Below are 22924 nucleotides of genomic sequence, written 5' to 3'. Positions count from 1 at the left end.
CAACCCGTTAAGTAGGACCGTGGGGGGCCCACGCGACTATGCTGGGTCGGCGTGAGTAGACGCGGGAAGATCGTCTGCACCCTTGGCCCTGCGACGAATTCGGACGAGCTGATTCTGGCGCTGGTCGAGGCGGGAATGGACGTCGCCCGGTTGAACTTCAGTCACGGCGACTACTCCGACCACAAAGCCGCCTACGAGCGGGTGCGGGCCGCTTCCGACACCACCGGCCGCGCGGTCGGTGTACTTGCCGACCTGCAGGGCCCGAAGATCCGGCTGGGGCGTTTCGCCACCGGGCCCACCTATTGGGCCGACGGGGAGACGGTGCGCATCACTGTCGCGGACTGCGAGGGCACGCATGACCGGGTGTCGACCACCTACAAGAGGCTGGCCAAGGATGCAGTCGTCGGCGACCGGGTGCTGGTCGACGACGGCAACGTCGGTCTGGTGGTCGATGCCATCGACGGCGACGACGTCGTCTGCTCCGTCGTCGAGGGCGGTCCGGTCAGCAACAACAAGGGCATGTCGCTGCCTGGCATGAACGTGTCAGCCCCTGCCTTGTCCGACAAGGACATCGAGGATCTCACCTTTGCGCTCGACCTCGGGGTCGACCTGGTCGCGCTGTCGTTCGTGCGTTCGCCGTCCGACGTCGAGCTGGTCCACGAGGTGATGGACCGGGTCGGCCGGCGGGTGCCGGTGATCGCCAAGCTGGAGAAGCCTGAGGCCGTCGACAACCTGGAAGCGATCGTGCTCGCGTTCGACGCCATCATGGTGGCGCGCGGCGACCTGGGCGTCGAGCTGCCGCTCGAAGAGGTGCCGCTGGTGCAGAAGCGGGCCATCCAAATGGCCCGGGAGAACGCCAAACCCGTCATCGTGGCAACCCAGATGCTCGAGTCGATGATCGAGAACTCGCGGCCGACGCGCGCCGAGGCGTCCGACGTCGCCAACGCCGTGCTCGACGGCGCCGACGCGGTGATGCTGTCCGGCGAGACGTCGGTGGGCAAGTATCCGCTGGCGGCGGTGCGAACCATGTCCCGGATCATCTGCGCCGTCGAGGACAACTCCACCGCCGCCCCGCCGCTGACGCACGTGCCGCGCACCAAGCGCGGAGTGATCTCCTACGCCGCCCGCGACATCGGCGAGCGCCTGGACGCCAAGGCGCTGGTCGCCTTCACCCAGTCGGGCGACACCGTCAAGCGGCTGGCGCGGCTGCATACCCCGCTGCCGCTGCTGGCCTTCACCGCGTGGCCCGAGGTGCGCAGCCAACTCGCGATGACGTGGGGCACCGAGACGTTCATCGTCCCGATGATGACGTCCACCGACGGCATGATCCGCCAGGTCGACAAGTCGCTGCTGGAACTGGGCCGCTACAAGCGCGGGGACCTGGTGGTGATCGTGGCCGGCGCGCCACCTGGCACAGTAGGGTCGACCAACCTCATCCATGTGCACCGCATCGGGGAGGACGACGTCTAGCCCGTCCGGGCGACCGAGCCAAGGAGAGGCCGCGATCAGCACCGATTCCGATTTCAAGGAACTGCTTGCGACCCTCGACCTCACCCGGGTCGCCGACGACCGTTTCGTCGGGTCTCATCCGACCAAGAACCCGATGCGGACGTTCGGTGGTCAACTGATGGCCCAGTCGTTCGTCGCCGGCAGCCGCACGCTGGTCCGGGACGACCTGCCGCCCAGCGCGCTGTCCGTGCACTTCGTCAACGGGGGAGACACCGCCAAGGACATCGAATTCCACGTCACCCGGCTGCGCGACGAGCGGCGCTTCGCCAATCGGCGCGTGGACGCCGTGCAGGACGGCATGCTGCTGTCGTCGGCGATGATCTCCTACATGGCCGGCGGCCCTGGCCTGGAACACGGTGTGGAGCCCCCGCAGGTGGGCGAGCCAGAAACGCAGCCGCCGATCAGCGAGTTACTCCGCGGATACGAGGAAACCGTTCCGCACTTCGTCAACGCCCTGCAGCCGATCGAGTGGCGCTACACCAACGACCCGGCGTGGGTGATGCGCGAGAAGGGCGATCGGCTGCCGCACAACCGGGTTTGGATGAAGGCGGGCGGCAAGCTGCCGGACGACCCGGTCCTGCACACCGCGACCATGGTGTACTCCTCCGACACCACGGTGCTGGACTCGGTGATCACCCGACACGGGCTCTCTTGGGGGTTCGACCGCATCTTCGCCGCCTCCGCCAACCATTCGGTGTGGTTTCACCGGCAGGTGAACTTCGACGACTGGGTGCTGTATTCGACGTCGTCGCCGGTGGCCGCGGATTCGCGCGGGCTGGGCACCGGCCACTTTTTCGATCGCTCCGGCCAGCTGCTCGCGACGGTGGTGCAAGAAGGCGTGCTGAAATACTTTCCGCCCGCCCGCCGATAGAAAGGGCGGAATATCCGCAGGACATCGCCGTGATTCGGGCCCGTCGGGGCCCCGACCGGGCGTAAGTTCATAGCAGCCGGGTATTCGGTGCAGAGGCGGCAGATAGCCGCCCAGCTGGAATGTCAGCGCATCGGGAGGTGAGTGTGAGCGGGCCATTGGTCGACGTCTCAGCGAAGGCTCGCGGGCGGGAACGGGTGGTCGTCTCTGTCGATTCGCGGGCCGCCCGGCTGATCGGAGCCCTCGCGCTGTTGAGCGCCACCTGCTGGTTGGCCGAAATCCTCGTTCGCCACCACCACCACCCGGCGTGGCACTACACCGATCGGCTGGCCTGGTCGTTGACGGTGCTGGTGGCGGTCGCCTGGATCGCCCGCGGCATCTTCCTGGGCCGTCCCGTGACGGCTATGCATGCCGCCGCGGCCGCCGGGTTCGTGCTGGCGGGCCTGGGCCTGCACGTGCTGTCGTTCGATCTGCTGGGCGACCTGGTGATCGCCAGCTCCGGCCTGGTCCTGATGTGGCCGACGTCGTCGCACCCGCTTCCCGAGGACCTGCCCCGGATCTGGACGTTGATCCAGGCCACCAAGGATGACCCGCTGGCGCCGTTCGCGATGCAGACCGGCAAGAGCTACCACTTCACCGCCGACGGCAGCGCGGCGCTGGCCTACCGGACCCGCCTTGGCATCGCGGTGGTCGGCGGTGACCCGATCGGCGACGAGGCCCGATTCCCCGAACTGGTCGCCGACTTCGCCGCCATGTGCCACGCCCACGGTTGGCGGATCGCGGTCGTGGGTTGCGGCGAGCGGCGGCTGGGCCTGTGGAGCGACGCCGCGCTGCTCGGGCAGTCGTTGCGGGCGGTGCCGATCGGGCGCGACGTGGTGATCGACGTCACCACTTTCGACATGGTTGGCCGCAAGTTCCGCAACCTGCGTCAAGCGGTGAAGCGCTCGCACAACTGCGGCATCACCACCGAGATCGTCGCCGAACAGGAGCTCACCGCCGAGCAACTCGCCGAGTTGACCGAGGTGGTGCGGGCCTCGAGCAAAGCGGCGCACACCGAGCGCGGATTCCACATGAACCTCGATGGAGTGCTGGAGGGCAGGTTCCCGGGCATCCAGCTGATCCTCGCGAGGGACGCCTCGGGCAAGGTGCAGGGCTTCCACCGGTATGCGACGGCCGGCGGCGGCAGCGACATCACCCTCGACGTACCGTGGCGGCGGCGCGGGGCCCCCAACGGCATCGACGAGCGGCTCAGCATCGACATGATCATGGCCGGCAAAGAGAACGGCGCCCAACGGCTTTCGCTCGCCTTCGCGGCGTTCCCGGAGATCTTCGACGAGAAGAACCGCAGCCGCACCCAGCGCGTCTTCTATCGGCTGATCCACGTCCTCGACCCGTTGATCGCGCTGGAGTCGCTCTACCGGTACGTGCGCAAGTTCCATGCGCTCGACGCCCGGCGCTACGCCCTGGTGTCGATGACGCAGATCGGCACGCTGTTGATCGTGTTGCTGTCGCTGGAGTTCATGCCGCGCCGGCGACGTCTCTGAGCGACGGGAATCCCCGCGTCGTCTCCGCGCGTTGGGTAACGGCATGACCACCGGAATCATCATCACCGCGCGCCCGAATGCACAAAACCTCGTTGACGACGTAATTGGACAGGCAAGGCGCGCATACGAACTCGGCGTCGCACAGGTGTGGCTCGCGCAGCGGGCGGACTACGACGCGATCGCGCTGGCGGGGTTGGTCGGGGCCGCCGTGCCCGGGCTCGGGGTAGGAACCTCGGTGGTGCCGATCAACCCGCGCCATCCGTTGATCGTCGCCTCGCTGGCGCAGACGGCGCAGGCCGCCTCGCACGGCAACTTCAGCCTCGGTCTTGGCCTGGGCGCCCGAGCGATAGAACGCCAGACGTTCGGCATCGACTGGTCGAACACCATTCAGCGGCTGCGTGAGCATCTGACGATCCTGCGGGCCATCTTCGACAGCGGCAGCGTCGACGTCCACGGCACCGAGCTGAGCGCCGGCCCGCAATGGCCCGTGCACGTCCCCGGCGGCACCCCCGTGCCTGTCTATGTTGCCGCGATGGGCCCGCAGGCGTTGCGGGTGACCGGCGAGCTCGCCGATGGGACGCTGCCGTATTTGGCCGGGCCGCGCACCATCGGCGAGTTCATCGCACCGGCGATCAACAAGGCGGCCGCCGCCGCGGGCCGCCCCGCGCCGCGCATCGTCGCCGCGGTGCCTGTGGTCTTGTCCGACGATGCCGACGCCGCGCGCTCCGTTGCCGCCGAACAGCTGAGCTTCTACCAGACCATCCCGTCGTATCAAAAGGTGATCGCGCGCGAAGGCGTCGGCAGCGTCACCGAGCTTGCCGCGGTCGGGCCCGAGGAGTCCGTCGTCAAGCAGTTGCGCCGCTACCTGGATGCGGGGGCGACGGACCTGGTGATCAGCGCGCTGGACCCGTCCGAATCGGTTGACCGGGAGGCGCTTTGGAGGCTTACCGCCGCGCTGTGAGCGACAGTTCGCGACATCCGACCCCGTCGGGCAAGTGGTGAGTGGCCACCACGACGGTCCGGTCGGCGCGCATGAGGCCGGTCTGGCTTAACAGGTCGCGCAGAATCGGCTCGGCGTCGGCCGCGTCCAGGTGCTCGGTTGGCTCGTCGAGCAGCACGATCCGGGCGGGCGAGAGCGCGGCGCGCGCCAGCAGCAGCCGTCTGCGCTGACCGCCCGAAAGCGCCTGCGCCCCACCGGTCAGCACCGTCGAGAGGCCGTCGGGCAGACCGGCGAGCCAGGCGCCGAGCCCGACCGCGTCCAGCGCGGCCGTCAGTTCGTCGTCTCGGCAGTCGCCGCGGGCGACCAGCAAGTTGTCCCGGACGGTGGTGGCGAAGACATGCGCGTCCTCGGCGAAAAAGCCGACGGCGCAACGCAATTCCCCCTCGTCCAACTCGAAGAGGTCGGTGCCGCCCAACGTCACCCGTCCTCGCAGCGGGGGCAGTAGCCCGGCGAGCGTCATCAACAGCGTCGTCTTGCCGGAGCCACTGGCGCCGGTGACGGCCAGCCGGGCCCCCGGCGGCAGGTCGAGCGCTACGCGGTTCGACCGGGTGGCGTCGGTGTGGCCAAAGCGGATGTCGGCCGACAACACGGCGGCCGGCTCTGGCGGGGCCGCCGTGGGCGTCTCGGGTTGCGGGTGATCGTCGGCCGTCAGGTCCAGCAACCGGCGCGCCGCGATGCGCGATCGCGTCAGCTGGACGGCGGCCGCCGGCAACGGCGTCATCGCCTCGAAGGCGGACAGCGGCAACAACATCAGGACGGCCAGGGTGGTGGGCGCGACCGACGGTGCCAACCCGATGCCGGCCACCACCGCGCCGAGCACGCTGGCCGCGATCGCGGCGGTGGGCACGGCCTCGGCGATGGCGGCCGGTCTGGCGGCGGCATCGAGCGCGGCCCCCCAGTCCCGTTGCCGGCGTTGCGATTCGGCGATGACGCGGGGGAGCAGGCCGGCGACACGAAGCTCGGGCGCGTGCTCGAGGGCGATCATGGTCGACGTGTCCCGCTCGGAATGATGCTGCCGCGCAAGGCGTTCCTGGCGGGCCGCGGCCCCAGCGGCAAACCGCGGGGCGACGAAGCCGGCCACCAGCAGGCAGACCGCCAGGATCACCGCCGCCGGCGGTGAGATGGCCGCGACCACGGCCGTCGCCGCCAACCCCAGCACCGCCGCGACCCCGATCGGCACCACCACACGCACCAGCACGTTGGCCAGTTCGTCGACGTCGGAGCCCACGCGTGCCACCAGCTCACCGCTGTGCAGGCGAACCGCGGCCGCCGCCGGCCCGCGCGCCAGGCGATCGTAGATCCGCGCCCGCGCGGTGCCCGCCCCCCGCAGCGCGGCGTCGTGGGTGACCAGCCGCTCGCAGTAGTGCAACACGCCCCGCGAGATGGCGAACGCGCGCACCGCGACCACCGCGACCGACAGGTCCAGCACCGGCGGCATCTGCCAGGCCCGGGTGATCAGCCAGGCCGAGACGCCGGCCAGCGCCAGCGCGCTGCCCAGCGACAGCACGCCCAGCGCGATCGCCGCCGCGATGCGGGGAAGGCTCGGGCGCAGCAGCGGCAGGGCGGCCCGCAGCGGATCAGATTGCGGCATAACGCGCTCCGCTGCCGGCGGCCACCTCCACCACCCGGTCACCGATGGCCAGCACCGGTTCCCGGTGTCCGACGACGACGACGGTCGCACCGGCGTGGGCGCGCTCCACGATGGCGCGCAGCACGCGTTGCTCGGCGCGGGCGTCCAGGTGCGCGGTGGGCTCGTCGAGCAATAGCACGGGCGCGGCCGATCCGAGCGTCCGGGCGAGGCCGAGCCGTTGCCGCTGGCCCAGCGACAGGCCGACGCCACCACGGCCCAGAACGGTGTCCAGCCCCAGAGGAAGGTCGGCCAGCACCGCATCGAAACCCACAGCCGCGCAAGCCGTCTCCAGATCACCCAGGTCGCCGAACAGCATCAGGTTGTCCCGGACCGTGCCCGGGACCAGAGCCGGGCGTTGCGGCAGCCAGGACAGCTGCCGCCACCATTCGCCCGGCTCCAGGTCGGCGACGTCAATGCCGGCCACCGTCACGCGGCCCGACGTCGGTGCGGTGATTCCGGCGATCGCCTGCAGGGCCGTGCTCTTGCCGGCCCCGTTGCGTCCGGTCAGCACCGTCACCGAGCCCGGTTCGATGAGCGCGGTGAGGTCACACGGCGCTTGACCGTCGCGGCCCGCGACGCTGAGCCCGTCGAGCCTTATCTGCGCCCCGCGGGCGTCGACCGTCCGATCCCCGGCCCGCAGGGGAGTCGGCTCGCCGATGAGGGCGAAGGCCTTCTCGGCGGCGGTCCTGCCGTCCTGCGCGGCATGGAATTCGACGCCGATCCGGCGCAGCGGCCAGTAGACGTCGGGCGCCAGCAGCAGCACCGTGAGTCCGGTCGCGAGCGTCATCTCGCCGAACACCAGGCGCAGCCCGATCCCCACCGCGATCAGCGCCACGCCCAGCGTCGCCAGCAACTCCAGCACCAGCGCCGACAGGAAGGCGATCCGGAGCGTGGCCATGGCCGAGCGGCGGTGCGCCGCAGCGAGTTCGGCGATGCGCCGTTCGGGCCCGCGGGCGCGGCCCAGCGCCCGCAGCGTCGGGATGCCGGCGATGAGATCGAGCAGCCGCCCCTGCAGCGTGGTCATGGCGGCCAGCGCGGCCGCCGACCGGTCGGCGGTGGCCAGGCCGATCAGCACCATGAATATGGGTATGAGCGGCAGGGTGATCGCCACGATCGCCGCCGATTTCGGGTCGTAGACCGCCACGACGGCCACGGTCGCCGGGGTCAGGATTCCGGCGAGCACCAGCGTGGGCAGATAGCCGGTGAAGTAGGGGCGTAGGCCGTCGAGGCCCCGGGTGACCACCACGGCGGCGGCGTCCCGTTGGGCGGCGAGTTCCCCCGGCTGCCGGGCGGTGACCGCCGTCAGCACCTGAGCGGACAGGTCGGCGATCACCGCGCTGGCGCCGCGTTGACCCAACCGGGCCTGCAGCCACGTTGCCAGCGTGCGAACCGTCCACAGCAGCACGAAAATCGACAGCGGTCCGATCCAGGGACGCAGGCCGTGCGCCGAGTGATCGCTGACGGCGCGGGCGACGACGTTTGCCAGCACGATCGCCGAGCCGATCGCACACCCGGCGACCACCACGCCGCAGCAGACTGTGGCCGTCAGGTAGCGGCGCAGGGCGATCGACGCCCGCCACAGTCGCGGGTCCAGCGGGCCCCGCGCTTTCGAGCCGCCTAGTGGTTGCGTCGCGCTCAGGACACCCGCCTCGCCAGGCCGATGGACGGCGGGATCCGATCCGCCGAGATGCGTTGCCGGAACACCCAATACGTCCACGCCTGATACACCACCGTCAGCGGAGCCATGAACGCGGTCACCCATGTCATGACCTTGAGCGTGTAGGGCGTCGACGACGCGTTGTAGATGGTCAGGCTCCACTGCCTGTTCAGCGTCGAGGGCACCAGGTTCGGGTACAGCGCGCCGAACAACAGGATCACCACCGACAGCACGACGGTCGCTGTGCAGGCGAACGCCCAGCCGTCGGACAGGCGCCGCCACACCAGCAGCACCGCCGCCAGCTGCGCCAGAACCGCCACCCCGACCACCAGCCAGGTCCAGTCCTTACCGTGGGCCAGTTGCGTCCAGATCCCAAACCCCGCAACCAGTCCGGTCACCGGTAGCGACAGCCACACCGCCAGCCGGTGGGCGTCGTCGCGGATGGCGCCGGAGGTCTTCAGCGAGATGAACACCGCGCCGTAGAACAGGAACAGTCCGGCGGTGGCCGCACCGCCCAGCAGCGTGTAGGCGTTCAGCACATCGGTGATCGACAGGTGGACCGCGCCGTCGGCGCCCACTGGCAGCCCGCGGACCAGGATGGCGAAAGCCACCCCCCACAGGATGGCCGGCAGCCAAGACCCGGCCGCGATGCCGAAATCGGCCCAGCCCCGCCACCTCGTGTCGTCGATCTTGCCGCGCCATTCGATCGCCACGGCCCGCAGGATCATGCCGAACAGGATGGCCAGCAGCGGCAGGTACAGCGTCGAGAACACCGTGGCGTACCAGCCCGGGAAGGCGGCGAACATCGCTGCGCCGCCGACGATCAGCCAGACCTCGTTGCCGTCCCAGATCGGGCCGATGGTGTTCAGCGCCGTGCGCCGAATCGGTTCGGGCTCACCGATGCCGACCCGCGCGAGCGGTTCCATCAGCATGCCCACGCCGAAGTCGAAGCCCTCCAAGACGAAGAAGCCGAGGAACAGCAATCCGATGATGCCGAACCACAATTGCTGCAGTCCCATCGGTCAGCTCCCTTCCTTCAGTGCGGGGGTCCGGGCCCTAGTAGGCGAACGAAAGCGGCGCCACTTCGTCGTCGCCGGGCGCCGGCGGGGGAGCCGGTTCGGCGTCGTGTTCCCGCGGCCCTTCGGTGACGTAGCGCTTGAGCAGGAAGAACCAGATCACCGCCAGCGTGGCGTAGACCAGGGTGAAGGTCACCAGCGACGTGATGACCATGCCGGGCACATGATTGGACACGGCCTCATGAACGGTGAACCGAACCTGTTGGTCGCCGGTCGGATTCGGGACGACGATCCAGGGTTGCCGGCCCATTTCGGTGAACACCCACCCGGAGATGTTCGCCAGGAACGGCGTGGGGATGGTCAGCAGCGCCAGCCAGGAGAACCAGCGCTGGTTGGGCATCCGGCCGCCGCGGGTGAGCCACAGCGTCGCGAGCGCGAACAGAATGGGTACCGCCAGGAAACCGATCATCATGCGGAACGACCAGTAGGTGACGAACAGGTTGGGCCGGTAGTCGTTCGGGCCGAATCGATGCTCGAAGTCCTGCTGGATGTTGCGGACCCCCTGCAGCGTCACGCCGCTGGTTTTGCCCTCGGCGAGGAACGGCAGCACGTAGGGGACCTCGATCACCCGGGTGATGCTGTCGCAGTTGTTGTGCGTGCCGACGGTGAGGATCGAGAAGTCCGGGTCGGTTTCGGTGGCGCACAACGATTCTGCCGACGCCATCTTCATCGGTTGCTGGACGAACATCAGTTTGCCCTGGCGGTCGCCGGTGAAGAACAGGCCGACGGCGGCGATCAGCACCACCCAGCAGCCCAGGATCGCCGCGGGCCGAAACATGGTGCGCGCGTTCGATTCGGCGGCGGGGTTGGCGGTTTCCGGGCCGCGGGAGCGGACCAGGAACCACGCGCTGATCGCCGCGACGAACGTCGCCGCGGTCAGCAACGCGCCGGTCACCGTGTGGGTAAACGCCCATCGCGCAGTGTTATTGGTCAGCAGCGCGGCGATGCTGTCGAGCTCGGCCCGGTGCGTCGCCGGGTTGTAGTGCGCTCCGACCGGATGTTGCATGAACGAGTTCGCCACGATGATGAAGAACGCGGACATGTTGACACCGATCGCGACGATCCAGATGCAGGCCAGGTGGATCAGTTTCGGCAGGCGGCCCCAGCCGAAGATCCACAACCCGATGAAGGTGGATTCGAAGAAGAACGCGAACAACCCCTCCATGGCCAGGGGCGCGCCGAAGATGTCGCCGACGAACCTCGAATACTCCGACCAGTTCATCCCGAATTGGAACTCCTGGACGATCCCCGTCGCCACGCCGATGGCGAAGTTGATCAGGAACAACTTGCCGAAGAACTTGGTGAGGCGGTACCACGCGACGTTGTCCGTCACCACCCACACCGTCTGCATGACGGCGAGCAGCGGGGCCAGGCCGATCGTGAGCGGCACGAAGATGAAGTGGTAGACGGTGGTGATACCGAACTGCCACCGCGAAATATCGACGACATTCATCTGTCATCTCCCAAACCAGCGGAGCCGTGGGCACGGCTACTACCGAGTGTAGTAGAAGGGTGGTGCCGGCGCTAGCGAGCCGCCGTTACCCGGTCAGAGTCTTGGAAGCCTTGCGAATGCCGAAGGACGAGACGATCTCGAACACGCCGATGACCACGAACCACACCCCGACCACGAGGGCCAGCGTGACAATCGATTCGAGCGGCGACGCCAGGACGACGATGCCGGCGAGCAGGCTGATCACGCCGATGAAGATCGACCACCCCCGCCCCGGCAGCAGCGGGTCCTGGAGGGCCGAAACCGTCGTGCCGACGCCGCGGAAGATGAATCCGATGCCAATCCAGATGGCCAGCAACAGGATTGCGTTACCGAAATGACGAAACGCCAACAGCGCCAAAATGAGTGACGCGGCGCCGCTGATGAAAAGCAGAATCCGGCTGCCCGCCGACACGTGCAGGGTGAACGCGAAGAACACCTGCGCGGCGCCGGTGATCAATAGATAGATGCCGAAGGCGACCGCGGCGACCAGGATTGTCTTTCCCGGCCACGCGAGCACCACGACGCCGAGGGCCAGCGACAGAATTCCCGATAACAGAGTTGATTTCCACAGATGCGGCAACAGACTTGGAGCAGGGGGAGATCCAGGTGTGGTTTGCATGGCCGCAGTCTGGCACAAACGCTGCCCCTGGTATAGGGCACTTTGGCTATACGTGGGCGGTGCGTGAATCCTCGGACACCAGGTCGCGCGCTTCCTCGGAGGTTTCGCTGGCCCCCTTGCGCCCGATCAGATACCAGGTGCGCATGAGGCCTTTACCTTTCACGTCGATGTGGCCGCGCTCCTGCAAGACGAACTCATCCTTGAGACGCTCGTACATGGCCTCAGGCACCTGGATTCGGCCGACCGAGTCGGTGGTTTCCATCCGCGACGCGACGTTGACCGCATCGCCCCATACGTCATAGAAGAAGCGGCGGGCACCCACGACGCCGGCGACCACCGGCCCGCAGGCCATGCCCACCCGCAGCCGGACCGCGTTGCCGTGCGGATCCTGCAGTCCGGCAGCGGCATTCGCCATGTCGAGGGCGAAGTCCGCGAGCGCCTGGGCGTGATCGGGGCGGGCGCGCGGCACCCCGCTGACCACCATGTAGGAGTCCCCGCTGACCTTGATCTTCTCCAGCCCGTGCTTGTCCACGAGCGCGTCGAACGCGCCGTAGAGGCGGTCGAGGAAGCGCACCAGGTCGGCTGGGGCCGTGCTGCTGGCCCGTTCGGTGAAGCCGACGATGTCGGCGAAGAGGACGGAGGCGACGTCGTACTTGTCGGCGATGACGCTGCGGTCCGGCTCCTTGAGCCGCTCGGCGATGCTGGCCGGCAACATGTTGGCCAACAGCGCCTCGGAGCGCTCGTACTGCGCCTCCATCACGGCCTCGGCGCGCGCGGTGTCACGCAGGGCGAACCACACCGTCACGACGACCATCACGACACTGGAAATCGCGGTGATGACAAAGCCCGCCGACTGGGCCCAGGCCGGCTGCAAGCCGGTGTCGCGCGGGATCAGGAACTCGACGGCGATGATCAGGCCGGCGGCGACGGCGGCGAGCGCGGACGCCAAGACGATGTGCTCGATGCCCAGCAGGAGTACGACGATGCAGGCGCCCACCAGGAAGAAGAACTGAGCGCCGGACCCGGTGCCGACGTCGACGCAGCTGGCGAAGACCGACACGTAGGCCGTGCCCAAAAACGTCAGGGGGGCGACGAGTTCGCCGAATCGCTGCAGCCACGGGACCATTGCGAAGACCATGGCGCCGAGGACGTTGATCGAGCTGACCTGCCACAACCAGGATCCGCCCAGGATCTGCACCAGGACGAAGCTCACGCTCACCAGGACGGCCAGCCACGCGGTGATGGTCAGGACCCGGGCGCGGCGCGCGGCGCTGGCGACGTAGTGCTGGTTGCGGTCACGCGTCTGCGCCCGCACCGCGGCTACGCAGTCCGGGCGTCCCGACTCGCCGCCTGACACCGGTGGGGCACCGCACTTCTTGGCCGCCACGTTCAAAGCGTAACCCGGTGAGCTCGGGTTTGTGGGCCCCCCGGGGTGGGTGGATCAGCCCCAGGCCGGCGCCGGGGTGCCAGCGCCGAGGTGTGACGACGAGGCCCACCGGGAATGCTTACCGGAACATGCGTGGTATAGCGCGGTGGGGGGTAGGCCATGATGCTGCGCCGACTGTTGGCCGGCGGGTTGCTGGTGTTGATTGTCGCCGGCTACATCGCCGTGGCCCAGCCAGTAAGCTCCGCCCGTCGCTACCGCGCTGACGGCCCGATGGCCGCCTCGTGCGTCTTGCACCAAGTCAGGGATCCGCTGTATCAGCGGTTGGAAGTGTCGCCCGAGTCGGGGCAACTCGAGGAGTGTTATCGCGATCAATCGTGGACAGGCCGTCCAGTCGTTGACGTGTGGGCGGCGGTGCTCACCACCGTGGTCGTCACCGCGCTCGCGGTGATGGTGAGCCTTTTGCATGTGGTCAGCGCAAGCGGTCGCCGTGAGCGTGGCGGTCAACGCCATACGACGTGAGGGGGTTTGCCGCCGCACCCCCACGACGCCAGTCCTGGTGCCCTCGGTGGGATTCGAACCCACACTGGACGGGTTTTGAGTCCGTTTCCTCTGCCAGTTGGGATACGAGGGCTTACTCGGCCTCATACGTTAGAGGCAGCCTCCCACCTTAAAGGATTTGGTGCCGGCCCCCATCTCACCGCCCCCGAGGTCGCTGCTTCGAGGCGTTCACGACACAATGTCCGTCATGACAGGCCCCACGACCGACACCGACGCCGCTGTGCCGCGCCGGGTCCTGATCGCCGAGGACGAAGCGCTCATCCGACTGGACCTCGCCGAGATGCTCCGAGAGGAGGGGTACGAGATCGTCGGGGAGGCCGGCGACGGCCAGGAAGCCGTCGAGCTGGCCGAGCGCCACCGGCCCGACCTGGTGATCATGGACGTGAAGATGCCGCGCCGCGACGGGATCGACGCGGCGTCGGAGATCGCCAGTAAGCGCATCGCCCCGATCGTGGTGCTGACCGCGTTCAGCCAGCGGGACTTGGTCGAACGCGCCCGCGACGCCGGCGCGATGGCCTATCTGGTGAAGCCCTTTACGATCAGCGACCTGATTCCGGCCATCGAGTTGGCCGTGAGCCGCTTCGCCGAGATCAGTGAGCTGGAGCGCGAAGTGGCGACGCTGTCCGAGCGGCTGGAGACCCGCAAGCTCGTCGAACGCGCCAAGGGGTTGCTGCAGACCAAGCAGGGCATGACCGAGCCCGAGGCGTTCAAGTGGATTCAGCGCGCCGCGATGGACCGGCGGACCACCATGAAACGGGTCGCCGAAGTCGTCCTGGAAACGCTGGGCAACGACGACGCAGCCAAAGACGCCGAATAGCGAGTCCGCTAGCGCGCGACGATCACCGAGGAGCCGTGGCCGAACAGGCCCTGGTTGGCGGTGACACCGACCGTGGCGTTCTCCACCTGTCGGCCGGTGGCCTGACCGCGCAGCTGCCAGGTCAGCTCGCAGACCTGCGCGATCGCCTGGGCGGGGATGGCCTCGCCGAAGCACGCCAGCCCGCCGGACGGGTTGACCGGCACCTTGCCGCCGATCGCGGTCGCGCCGCTGCGCAACAGCTGCTCGGCCTCGCCCTTGGCGCACAGCCCCAGGTGCTCGTACCAGTCGAGCTCCAGCGCGGTGGACAGGTCGTAAACCTCGGCCAGGCTGACGTCCTCGGGGCCGATGCCGGCCTCGGCGTAGGCGGCATCCAGGATCTGATCCTTGAACACCCGGTCGGGCCCGGGCACCACCGCGGTGGAATCCGTTGCGATGTCGGGCAATTCGGGCAGGTGCTGCGGGTACTGCGGCGTGACCGTGCTGACGGCGCGCACCGAAGGGACGCCGTCCAGAGAGCCGAGGTGCTTGCGGGCGAACTCGGCACTGGCCACGATCAGCGCAGCCGCGCCGTCGGAGGTGGCGCAGATGTCGAGCTGGCGCAGCGGGTCGGAGACCACCGGGCTCGCCAATACGTCCTCGACCGAGGACTCCTTGCGATAGCGGGCGTTCGGGTTCTGCAGCCCGTGCCGGGAGTTCTTCACCTTCACCTGCGCGAAGTCCTCGGACGTCGCGCCGTAGAGGTCCATCCGGCGCCGCGCCAGCAGCGCGAAGTACACCGGGTTCATCGCGCCGATCAGGTGGAATCGCTGCCAGTCGGGGTCGTTCTTGCGCTCACCGCCGACCGGGGCGAACGCGCCCTTGGGCGTGGTGTCGGCGCCGACCACCAGCGCGACGTCGCAGAATCCGGCCAGGATGTGGGCGCGCGCGCTCTGCAGCGCCTGGGAACCGCTGGCGCAGGCGGCGTAGCTGGAGCTCACCGGCACGCCGTTCCAGCCGAGCTTCTGCGCGAACGTCGACCCGGCGATGAAGCCCGGGTAGCCGTTGCGGATGGTGTCGGCGCCGGCGACCAACTGGATCTGCCGCCAGTCCAGCCCCGCCTCGGCCAGCGCGGCGCGGGCGGCAACTACCCCGTATTCGGTGAAGTCGCGGCCCCATTTGCCCCAGGGGTGCATTCCGGCGCCCAGGATGTACAGCGGTTCGGGCATCAGGCGATCCTCCACGCGTAGACGATCCGCTGCACGCCGTCATCGCCGGTGAACAGCGGCATGGTGGTCAGTTCCATTTCCATGCCGACCTTCAAGTCCGCGGCCAGCGTGCCCTCGACCACCTTGCCAAGCACGATGATTCCCTCGTCGGCCAGTTCGACCGCGGCAATGGCGAAGGGGTCGAACGGATCCGGAGCGGGGTAGGGCGGCGGTGGCGGATACCGGTTCTCGGTGTAGCTCCACAGCTTGCCCCGGGTCGACAACGGCACCGATTCCAGTGTGTCGCTGGCGCAGCCGGGGTTGGGGCAGTTGTTCTCCCGCGGCGGGAAGACGTAGGTGCCGCACTCGGGGCATTTGCTGCCGATCAGGTAGGGGCCACCGGCCCCGTCAGTAGTCGAGTCGGTGGCAAACCATCCGTCGATCGCGGGTTCTTGGCTGGTGACCTCTGGCACTCGGCCAGACTACCCAGGCCCAACACGAAACTGAAACGTGTTGCAGTTCCGCGGCAGCGGCCGGCCCGTCGGTCCGGGTGCCTAGAGTGATAGCCGTGCCCGCTCCGCCCGCTCGAAAGACCGAGGAACCCACCAAGCCGACATTGATGTTGCTCGACGGCAACTCGCTGGCGTTTCGGGCCTTCTACGCGCTGCCCGCCGAGAACTTCAAGACCCGCGGCGGCCTGACCACCAACGCGGTCTACGGCTTCACCGCGATGCTGATCAACCTGCTGCGCGACGAGGCCCCCACCCACGTCGCCGCGGCGTTCGACGTGTCGAGGCAGACGTTCCGCTCCGAGCGTTACCCCGAGTACAAGGCGAACCGCTCGTCGACGCCCGACGAGTTTCACGGCCAGATCGACATCACCAAGGAAGTGCTCAATGCGTTGGGCATCACGGTGCTGGCCGAGCCCGGCTTCGAGGCCGACGACCTGATCGCGACGCTCGCCACCCAGGCCGAGAACGAGGGCTTCCGCGTCCTGGTGGTCACCGGCGACCGGGACTCCCTGCAGCTGGTCAGCGACGACGTCACCGTCCTCTACCCGCGTAAGGGCGTCAGCGAACTCACCCGGTTCACGCCGGAGGCCGTCGTCGAGAAGTACGGGCTGACCCCCACGCAGTACCCCGACTTCGCGGCCCTGCGCGGCGACCCCAGCGACAACCTGCCCGGCATCCCGGGCGTGGGGGAGAAGACCGCGTCGAAGTGGATCGCCGAATACGGGTCGCTGCAGGGCCTGGTGGACAACGTCGACTCGGTGCGCGGCAAGGTCGGCGACGCGCTGCGGGCCAACCTCGCCGGGGTGATCCGCAACCGCGAGCTCACCGACCTGGTCAAGGACGTGCCGCTGGCGCAGACCCCGGACACGCTGCGCATGCTGCCGTGGGACCGCGACCACATCCACCGCCTGTTCGACGACCTGGAGTTCCGGGTCTTGCGCGACCGGCTGTTCGACACCCTGGCCGCGGTGGAGCCCGAAGTCGACGCGGGATTTGACGTGCGCGGCGGGGCGCTGCAGCCGGGTGAGCTGGCCGTGTGGCTGGCCGAACACAGCTCGGGCAAGCGGTTCGGCCTGGCCGTCGTCGGCACTCACCTGGCCTACGACGCCGACGCCACCGCGCTGGCCATCGTGTCCGCCGACGGGGAGGGCCGCTACATCGACACCTCGGCGCTGGATCCCGACGACGAGGCGGCGCTGGCGTCGTGGCTGGCCGATCCGGGTCCGCCCAAGGCGCTGCACGAGGCCAAGCTGGCGATGCACGACCTCGCCGGCCGGGGCTGGACGCTGGCCGGCGTGACCTCCGATACCGCGCTGGCCGCCTACCTGGTGCGGCCCGGGCAGCGCAGCTTCTCCCTCGAGGACCTCTCGCTGCGCTATCTGCGCCGCGAACTGCGCGCGGAAACCGCTGAGCAGCAACAGCTTTCGCTGCTCGACGACTCGGAGGGAACGGACGACCAGGCCGTGCAGACCCTGATCCTGCGGGCCGTGGCGGTGCTGGACCTGGCCGACGCACTCGACGAGGAACTCGCCCGGATCAACTCCACGTCGCTGTTGGACGGCATGGAGCTGCCGGTGCAGCGGGTGCTGGCCGGGATGGAACACACCGGCATCGCAGTCGATTTGGATCTGCTCGGCGAGCTGCAGAGCGATTTCGCCCACCAGATCCGTGACGCCGCCGAAGCGGCGTACGCGGTGATCGGCAAGCAGATCAACCTGGGTTCGCCGAAGCAGTTGCAGGCGGTGCTCTTCGACGAGCTGGAGATGCCGAAGACCAAGCGCACCAAGACCGGCTACACCACCGACGCCGACGCCCTGCAGTCGCTGTTCGACAAGACGGGGCACCCGTTCCTGCAACACCTTCTGACGCACCGCGACGCCACCCGGCTCAAGGTGACGGTGGACGGGTTGCTGAATTCGGTGGCCTCCGACGGGCGCATCCACACCACGTTCAACCAGACCATCGCGGCGACGGGACGGCTGTCGTCGACCGAGCCGAACCTGCAGAACATTCCGATCCGCACCGAGGCCGGCCGGCGGATCCGGGACGCGTTCGTGGTGGGTGACGGCTACAGCGAGCTGATGACCGCCGACTACAGCCAGATCGAGATGCGCATCATGGCGCACCTGTCGCGCGACGAGGGCCTCATCGAAGCCTTCAACACGGGGGAGGACTTGCATTCGTTCGTCGCCTCGCGGGCGTTCGGGGTGCCGATCGAGGAGGTCACCCCCGAGCTGCGCCGCCGCGTCAAGGCGATGTCGTACGGCCTGGCCTACGGGTTGAGCGCCTACGGGCTGTCGCAGCAGCTGAAGATCTCCACCGAGGAGGCCAAGGAGCAGATGGACGCCTACTTCGCCCGGTTCGGCGGCGTGCGCGACTATCTGATGAACGTCGTGGAGCAGGCGCGTAAGGACGGCTACACCTCGACGGTGCTGGGCCGCCGCCGGTACCTGCCCGAGCTGGACAGCAGCAACCGCCAGGTGCGGGAGGCCGCCGAGCGCGCGGCGCTCAACGCCCCCATCCAGGGCAGCGCCGCCGACATCATCAAGGTGGCGATGATCGAGGTGGACAAGGCGATCAAGGCCGCCGGGCTGAAGTCGCGCATGCTGCTGCAGGTGCACGACGAACTCCTGTTCGAAATCGCGCCCGGCGAGCGGGACCGGGTCGAGGCCCTGGCCCGCGACAAGATGGGCGGCGCCTATCCGCTCGACGTCCCCCTGGAGGTGTCGGTGGGTTACGGCCGCTCGTGGGACGCGGCCGCGCATTAGCGCTTCGGCCCCCGAATTTTGCTTAAACGTCATTTTCCCGTCAGAAAACGCGCAGCCTGGAACGTCCGGGTTTGGCCAGCGTGTATGCAGTCGAGTAGCCTAAATAGGTAAATCCCAGATTTGTCCCTACGACCCAACCTGTCCGGAGCAACCCACCACATGCCGAGTCCCACCGTCACCTCGCCCCAAGTAGCCGTCAACGACATTGGCTCCAGCGAGGACTTTCTTGCCGCAATAGACAAAACGATCAAGTACTTCAACGATGGCGACATCGTCGAGGGGACGATCGTCAAAGTGGACCGGGACGAGGTGCTCCTCGACATCGGCTACAAGACCGAGGGCGTCATCCCCGCCCGCGAGCTCTCCATCAAGCACGATGTCGACCCCAGTGAGGTCGTTTCCGTCGGCGATGAGGTCGAGGCCCTGGTTCTCACCAAGGAGGACAAAGAGGGCCGCCTGATCCTGTCCAAGAAGCGCGCGCAGTACGAGCGCGCCTGGGGCACCATCGAGGCGCTCAAGGAGAAGGACGAGGCCGTCAAGGGCACCGTCATCGAGGTCGTCAAGGGTGGCCTGATCCTCGACATCGGGCTGCGCGGCTTCCTGCCCGCGTCCCTGGTCGAGATGCGCCGGGTCCGCGATTTGCAGCCGTACATCGGCAAGGAGATCGAGGCAAAGATCATCGAGCTGGACAAGAACCGCAACAACGTGGTGCTGTCCCGCCGGGCCTGGCTGGAGCAGACCCAGTCCGAGGTGCGCAGCGAGTTCCTCAACCAGCTGCAGAAGGGCGCCATCCGCAAGGGTGTCGTCTCCTCCATCGTCAACTTCGGCGCGTTCGTCGACCTCGGCGGTGTGGACGGTCTGGTGCACGTCTCCGAGCTGAGTTGGAAGCACATCGACCACCCGTCCGAGGTCGTCCAGGTGGGCGACGAGGTCACCGTCGAGGTGCTCGACGTCGACATGGATCGCGAGCGGGTTTCGTTGTCGCTCAAGGCCACTCAGGAAGACCCGTGGCGGCACTTCGCCCGCACCCACGCCATCGGCCAGATCGTGCCCGGCAAGGTCACCAAGCTGGTTCCGTTCGGCGCGTTCGTCCGCGTCGAGGAGGGCATCGAGGGTCTGGTGCACATCTCGGAGCTGGCCGAGCGCCACGTCGAGGTGCCCGACCAGGTGGTCGCCGTCGGCGACGACGCCATGGTCAAGGTCATCGACATCGACCTGGAGCGGCGCCGGATCTCGTTGTCGCTCAAGCAGGCCAACGAGGACTACACCGAGGAGTTCGACCCTGCGAAGTACGGCATGGCCGACAGTTACGACGAGCAGGGCAACTACATCTTCCCCGAGGGCTTCGACGCCGAAACCAACGAGTGGCTCGAGGGCTTCGACGCCCAGCGCGCCGAGTGGGAGGCCCGCTACGCCGAGGCCGAGCGCCGGCACAAGATGCACACCGCGCAGATGGAGAAGTTCGCCGCGGCCGAGGCCGCCGGGCACGGTTCCGAGCAGTCCTCGGGCAACGGCGCGCCGTCGGAGAAGGCGGCCGGTGGCTCGCTGGCCAGCGACGCGCAGTTGGCCGCTCTGCGGGAGAAGCTCGCCGGCAACGCCTAATAGCGTTCACGCATGCTGCGTATCGGGTTGACCGGTGGCATCGGCGCCGGCAAGTCGGCCCTGTCGGCCACCTTCGCCAAATGCGGCGCGGTCATCGTCGACGGCGACGTCATCGCGCGCGAGGTGGTCCAACCGGGCACCGAGGGCCTCGAGGCGCTCGTGGCGGCGTTCGGTGACGACATCCTGCTGCCCGACGGAGCGCTGGACCGTCCGGCCTTGGCCGCCAAGGCCTTCGGGGACGACGAAGCGCGGCAGCGGCTGAACGGCATCGTCCACCCGCTGGTCGGCAAGCGACGCGCCGAGATCATCGCCTCGGTGCCCGCGGATTCGGTTGTCGTGGAGGACATTCCGCTGCTGGTGGAATCGGGGATGGCGCCGCTGTTCCCGCTCGTCGTCATCGTGTACGCCGACGTCGAGGTGCGGCTGCGACGGCTGGTCGACCAGCGCGGGATGCCCGAAGCCGACGCCCGCGCGCGGATCGCCGCGCAGGCCAGCGACGAGCAGCGCCGCGCCGTCGCCGATATCTGGGTGGACAACTCCGGCAGCCCGGAGGACCTGGTGCGGCTAGCCCATGAGCTGTGGGACAACCGGATACTGCCGTTCGCACACAACCTGAGTCGGCGTCAGGTTGCGCGGGCGCCGGCGCGGCTGGTGCCGCCCGACCCCAGCTGGCCGGATCAGGCCGGCCGGATCGTCAACCGGCTGAAGACGGCGAGCGGCCAGCGGGCGATGCGGGTAAACCACGTCGGTTCGACCGCCGTGCCGGATCTGCCCGCCAAGGACGTCATCGACGTGCAGATCACGGTCGAATCCTTGGCGGTCGCGGACGAACTCGCGGAGCCGCTGCTCGCCGCCGGTTACCCGCGGATCGAGCACATCAGCTCCGATGTCGCCAAGCGCGATGCGCGCAGCGCCGTCGCCCGCTACGACCGCAGTGACGATCCGGGGTTGTGGGGCAAGCGGATTCACGCCTCGGCCGATCCGGGCCGCCCGACCAACGTGCACATCCGGGTGGACGGCTGGCCCAACCAGCAGTTCGCCCTGCTGTTCGTCGCGTGGCTGTCGGCCGACCCCGAGGCCCGCGACGAGTACCTGGCGGTCAAGCGGTCGGCCGTGGCCCGGGCGGGCGGCGACACCGTGGCGTACGTCGAGGCCAAGGAGCCGTGGTTCCTCGACGCCTACCGGCGCGCGTGGGAGTGGGCCGACGCCACCGGCTGGAAGCCCTGAGCCACCATGCCGTTCGTCAACGACATCCTGGGCCCGCGGCGGCCCTTCGTGGACGAGGCGCCGCAGCTGGTGGCCGGACGACGGCGGCGCACCAGCACCATCGACACCCATCCGGATGGGGCGGGCGGCTCCCTGGCCGACCTGCGGGCGCGCGACGTGGTGGGCGCCGAGGACGGACGCGTCGAGGTACTCGGTGAGATCCGAATGGAGGCGCATCTCACCGATCAGGTCGTCGACGCCATCACTGCGCCCGCCGGTCTCGACGCACTGCTGGGCTGCCGTGTCGGCGCCGGATTCCGGGCAAGGGTTGGCCGGCTGTTCCCCGAGGAAGCGGAGCGCGCCAGCCTGCTGCATCTGCTGCTCGACGACTGGGTCGGTGCAACCCTGGTGTCCGGATACGCCACCCAATACGCGGCGATCGTCGACGGCGTCGAAGAGAAGATGCCGCCGGGCATCGCCGACCGGATGGCCGGGATCTGCGCCGGTTTCGCGCCGGACGCCTCGCTGATCGCGTACACCCGGCGACACGATGTCATCCCGACGGGCCGTGGACCCGTGGCGCCGCCGCTGAGCGGACTACACGAAGTGGAGCCGCTCCGAGCGCGCGGGATGCGCAGGTACCGACGGCTGGATCTGGCGGACTTCGATACCGGGCCGGCGCACTTCCAGGCCCACTTCCGCGACTCTCACGTAGACGACGACTTGGTGGAGACGATCGTGCACGAGTACACGGTCGCCGGCACGATTGACATCTCGAGGCGGGTAATCACCGGGGTGAACGCGGAAGTGCGGGTGTTGCCCTGGCAGGAGTGCCCGGGGGCGATCGGTAGCGCATCCCGCATCCGCGGTATGACTCTGGCCGAGTTGCGCGACCGCGTCCGCGGCGAATTCGTCGGCACCAGCACCTGCACGCACCTCAACGACACGTTGCGCGCGATCGCCGATCTGGACGCCCTGTTGGATAGCCGATAAGCAGGTCGACAATCTCGTGCTCGATGTCCTGTAGGTCCGCGGGATCCCGCGTGGGACTTGGGCAATCGATCTCAGGCGGGCGGCGGTGCGCCGCACTGCAGCGCGCCGCTGTTGGGGTCGACGTTTCCGGCCGCCGGTTTGACGAATTGGTCGGCCTGGGTGAAAACGGCGTCGTCGACGTCGATCTCGCAGTGCACGTTCGCCGCGTAGGGGAAACGCAGCACTATCCGCATCCCCGCCTGCCCCGGATCGGGCAGCACCGTGTTGGCCTCAAATACGTTGCCAGGCATGGACGGCAGGTTGGTGGTGTTGGTCTGGCCGCCGTTGATGACGAAGGTGGCCTGGCTCCCGGTCGTCAGCGCATCGATCCGGGCGCGGTAGGTGACGTTGTGCAGGTCCGCGCGCGCGGTCGCCGGACTCAGCTGGGAGCCAACGGCGATGAGGGTCACCGCGGTGATCGGCAGGAGCCCGCGGCCGGTGCAGCTCATAGCCGCTGACATTA

General features: G+C 68.4%; 19 protein-coding genes and 1 tRNA gene. 10 read left to right on the top strand and 10 right to left on the bottom strand.

The window, feature by feature from the left end:
- Positions 1-51 precede the first annotated feature (51 nt).
- The 4 genes from pyk (at position 52) to ACEL92_RS15275 (ending at position 4882) form a co-directional block, all read left to right on the top strand.
- Entirely contained in the window at positions 52-1470 is a 1419-nt protein-coding gene (gene pyk / locus ACEL92_RS15290; RefSeq protein WP_374021583.1) for a pyruvate kinase, read from the top strand.
- Entirely contained in the window at positions 1439-2380 is a 942-nt protein-coding gene (locus ACEL92_RS15285; RefSeq protein WP_374021582.1) for an acyl-CoA thioesterase II, read from the top strand. The genes pyk and ACEL92_RS15285 overlap by 32 nt, the downstream gene beginning before the upstream one ends.
- Before the next feature lie 143 nt (positions 2381-2523).
- Positions 2524-3921, top strand: a complete 1398-nt coding sequence (locus ACEL92_RS15280; RefSeq protein ID WP_374021581.1) for a bifunctional lysylphosphatidylglycerol flippase/synthetase MprF — start codon at positions 2524-2526, stop codon at positions 3919-3921.
- A gap of 43 nt (positions 3922-3964) precedes the next feature.
- Positions 3965-4882 carry an LLM class F420-dependent oxidoreductase gene (locus tag ACEL92_RS15275; protein ID WP_374021580.1) on the top strand — a complete coding sequence of 306 codons (918 nt, stop codon included), beginning with the start codon at positions 3965-3967 and terminating at the stop codon, positions 4880-4882.
- On the opposite strand, the gene cydC is transcribed toward ACEL92_RS15275, so the two are convergent.
- The 6 genes from cydC to ACEL92_RS15245 form a co-directional block, all read right to left on the bottom strand.
- Complete coding sequence (gene cydC, locus ACEL92_RS15270) at positions 4866-6512, bottom strand: thiol reductant ABC exporter subunit CydC (protein WP_374021579.1); 1647 nt, start codon at positions 6510-6512, stop codon at positions 4866-4868. The two genes, ACEL92_RS15275 and cydC, sit on opposite strands and share 17 nt — an antisense overlap.
- Positions 6499-8112 carry a thiol reductant ABC exporter subunit CydD gene (gene cydD / locus ACEL92_RS15265; protein WP_374026228.1) on the bottom strand — a complete coding sequence of 538 codons (1614 nt, stop codon included), beginning with the start codon at positions 8110-8112 and terminating at the stop codon, positions 6499-6501. Before cydD ends, cydC begins: the two co-directional genes overlap by 14 nt.
- Before the next feature lie 74 nt (positions 8113-8186).
- Positions 8187-9227, bottom strand: a complete 1041-nt coding sequence (cydB, locus tag ACEL92_RS15260) for a cytochrome d ubiquinol oxidase subunit II (protein ID WP_374021578.1) — start codon at positions 9225-9227, stop codon at positions 8187-8189.
- A gap of 37 nt (positions 9228-9264) precedes the next feature.
- Positions 9265-10737, bottom strand: a complete 1473-nt coding sequence (locus tag ACEL92_RS15255; protein WP_374021577.1) for a cytochrome ubiquinol oxidase subunit I — start codon at positions 10735-10737, stop codon at positions 9265-9267.
- 85 nt (positions 10738-10822) lie between these two features.
- Positions 10823-11413 (bottom strand): HdeD family acid-resistance protein, encoded by a 591-nt coding sequence (locus ACEL92_RS15250; RefSeq protein ID WP_374021576.1) that lies wholly within the window; start codon positions 11411-11413, stop codon positions 10823-10825.
- Positions 11414-11441: 28 nt separating this feature from the next.
- Positions 11442-12782 (bottom strand): adenylate/guanylate cyclase domain-containing protein, encoded by a 1341-nt coding sequence (locus ACEL92_RS15245; RefSeq protein ID WP_374021575.1) that lies wholly within the window; start codon positions 12780-12782, stop codon positions 11442-11444.
- 159 nt (positions 12783-12941) lie between these two features.
- Between ACEL92_RS15245 and ACEL92_RS15240 the strand changes: the two genes are divergently transcribed.
- Positions 12942-13301, top strand: a complete 360-nt coding sequence (locus ACEL92_RS15240; protein ID WP_374021574.1) for a hypothetical protein — start codon at positions 12942-12944, stop codon at positions 13299-13301.
- A gap of 35 nt (positions 13302-13336) precedes the next feature.
- On the opposite strand, the gene ACEL92_RS15235 is transcribed toward ACEL92_RS15240, so the two are convergent.
- Positions 13337-13413: transfer RNA gene (locus ACEL92_RS15235), tRNA-Leu, on the bottom strand.
- 114 nt (positions 13414-13527) lie between these two features.
- On the opposite strand from ACEL92_RS15235, the gene ACEL92_RS15230 reads away from it, so the two are divergent.
- A complete protein-coding gene (locus tag ACEL92_RS15230) occupies positions 13528-14157 on the top strand; it encodes an ANTAR domain-containing response regulator (protein ID WP_374021573.1) in 630 nt (209 codons plus the stop codon).
- An 8-nt stretch (positions 14158-14165) separates the two neighbouring features.
- On the opposite strand, the gene ACEL92_RS15225 is transcribed toward ACEL92_RS15230, so the two are convergent.
- Together ACEL92_RS15225 and ACEL92_RS15220 are read right to left on the bottom strand one after the other, a co-directional pair.
- Complete coding sequence (locus ACEL92_RS15225) at positions 14166-15362, bottom strand: lipid-transfer protein (RefSeq protein WP_374021572.1); 1197 nt, start codon at positions 15360-15362, stop codon at positions 14166-14168.
- Entirely contained in the window at positions 15362-15814 is a 453-nt protein-coding gene (locus ACEL92_RS15220; protein ID WP_374021571.1) for a Zn-ribbon domain-containing OB-fold protein, read from the bottom strand. The genes ACEL92_RS15225 and ACEL92_RS15220 overlap by 1 nt, the downstream gene beginning before the upstream one ends.
- 146 nt (positions 15815-15960) lie before the next feature.
- Between ACEL92_RS15220 and polA the strand changes: the two genes are divergently transcribed.
- The 4 genes from polA (at position 15961) to ACEL92_RS15200 (ending at position 22422) form a co-directional block, all read left to right on the top strand.
- Positions 15961-18621: a DNA polymerase I gene (polA, locus tag ACEL92_RS15215; RefSeq protein WP_374026227.1), complete on the top strand. Its 2661-nt coding sequence runs from the start codon at positions 15961-15963 to the stop codon at positions 18619-18621.
- Between the two features lie 159 nt (positions 18622-18780).
- The gene (rpsA, locus tag ACEL92_RS15210; RefSeq protein WP_374021570.1) at positions 18781-20223 is read left to right on the top strand and encodes a 30S ribosomal protein S1; all 1443 of its coding nucleotides are present in this window, start codon (positions 18781-18783) and stop codon (positions 20221-20223) included.
- A 12-nt stretch (positions 20224-20235) separates the two neighbouring features.
- Positions 20236-21450, top strand: a complete 1215-nt coding sequence (gene coaE, locus ACEL92_RS15205) for a dephospho-CoA kinase (protein ID WP_374021569.1) — start codon at positions 20236-20238, stop codon at positions 21448-21450.
- Positions 21451-21456: 6 nt separating this feature from the next.
- Complete coding sequence (locus ACEL92_RS15200; protein ID WP_374021568.1) at positions 21457-22422, top strand: DUF2889 domain-containing protein; 966 nt, start codon at positions 21457-21459, stop codon at positions 22420-22422.
- 71 nt (positions 22423-22493) lie between these two features.
- On the opposite strand, the gene ACEL92_RS15195 is transcribed toward ACEL92_RS15200, so the two are convergent.
- On the bottom strand, positions 22494-22910 hold the full coding sequence (locus ACEL92_RS15195) for a hypothetical protein (protein ID WP_374021567.1): 417 nt from the start codon (positions 22908-22910) through the stop codon (positions 22494-22496).
- Positions 22911-22924: the final 14 nt, after the last annotated feature.

It is taken from the genome of Mycobacterium hainanense (genome assembly GCF_041890355.1).
Taxonomy (GTDB): domain Bacteria; phylum Actinomycetota; class Actinomycetes; order Mycobacteriales; family Mycobacteriaceae; genus Mycobacterium; species Mycobacterium hainanense.
The sequence above is the reverse complement of the archived record's forward strand: the minus strand, read 5'-3'. Positions and strand labels throughout refer to the sequence as shown.

Bases quoted from the DNA above. Each gene is read 5' to 3' on its own strand.
- ACEL92_RS15285 (WP_374021582.1), top strand. From the start codon at position 1,439: ATGTGCACCGCATCGGGGAGGACGACGTCTAGCCCGTCCGGGCGACCG.
- ACEL92_RS15275 (WP_374021580.1), top strand. From the start codon at position 3,965: ATGACCACCGGAATCATCATCACCGCGCGCCCGAATGCACAAAACCTC.
- cydC (WP_374021579.1), bottom strand. From the start codon at position 6,512: ATGCCGCAATCTGATCCGCTGCGGGCCGCCCTGCCGCTGCTGCGCCCG.
- cydB (WP_374021578.1), bottom strand. From the start codon at position 9,227: ATGGGACTGCAGCAATTGTGGTTCGGCATCATCGGATTGCTGTTCCTC.
- ACEL92_RS15255 (WP_374021577.1), bottom strand. From the start codon at position 10,737: ATGAATGTCGTCGATATTTCGCGGTGGCAGTTCGGTATCACCACCGTC.
- ACEL92_RS15240 (WP_374021574.1), top strand. From the start codon at position 12,942: ATGATGCTGCGCCGACTGTTGGCCGGCGGGTTGCTGGTGTTGATTGTC.
- ACEL92_RS15230 (WP_374021573.1), top strand. From the start codon at position 13,528: ATGACAGGCCCCACGACCGACACCGACGCCGCTGTGCCGCGCCGGGTC.
- ACEL92_RS15225 (WP_374021572.1), bottom strand. From the start codon at position 15,362: ATGCCCGAACCGCTGTACATCCTGGGCGCCGGAATGCACCCCTGGGGC.
- polA (WP_374026227.1), top strand. From the start codon at position 15,961: ATGTTGCTCGACGGCAACTCGCTGGCGTTTCGGGCCTTCTACGCGCTG.
- rpsA (WP_374021570.1), top strand. From the start codon at position 18,781: ATGCCGAGTCCCACCGTCACCTCGCCCCAAGTAGCCGTCAACGACATT.
- coaE (WP_374021569.1), top strand. From the start codon at position 20,236: ATGCTGCGTATCGGGTTGACCGGTGGCATCGGCGCCGGCAAGTCGGCC.
- ACEL92_RS15200 (WP_374021568.1), top strand. From the start codon at position 21,457: ATGCCGTTCGTCAACGACATCCTGGGCCCGCGGCGGCCCTTCGTGGAC.
- ACEL92_RS15195 (WP_374021567.1), bottom strand. From the start codon at position 22,910: ATGAGCTGCACCGGCCGCGGGCTCCTGCCGATCACCGCGGTGACCCTC.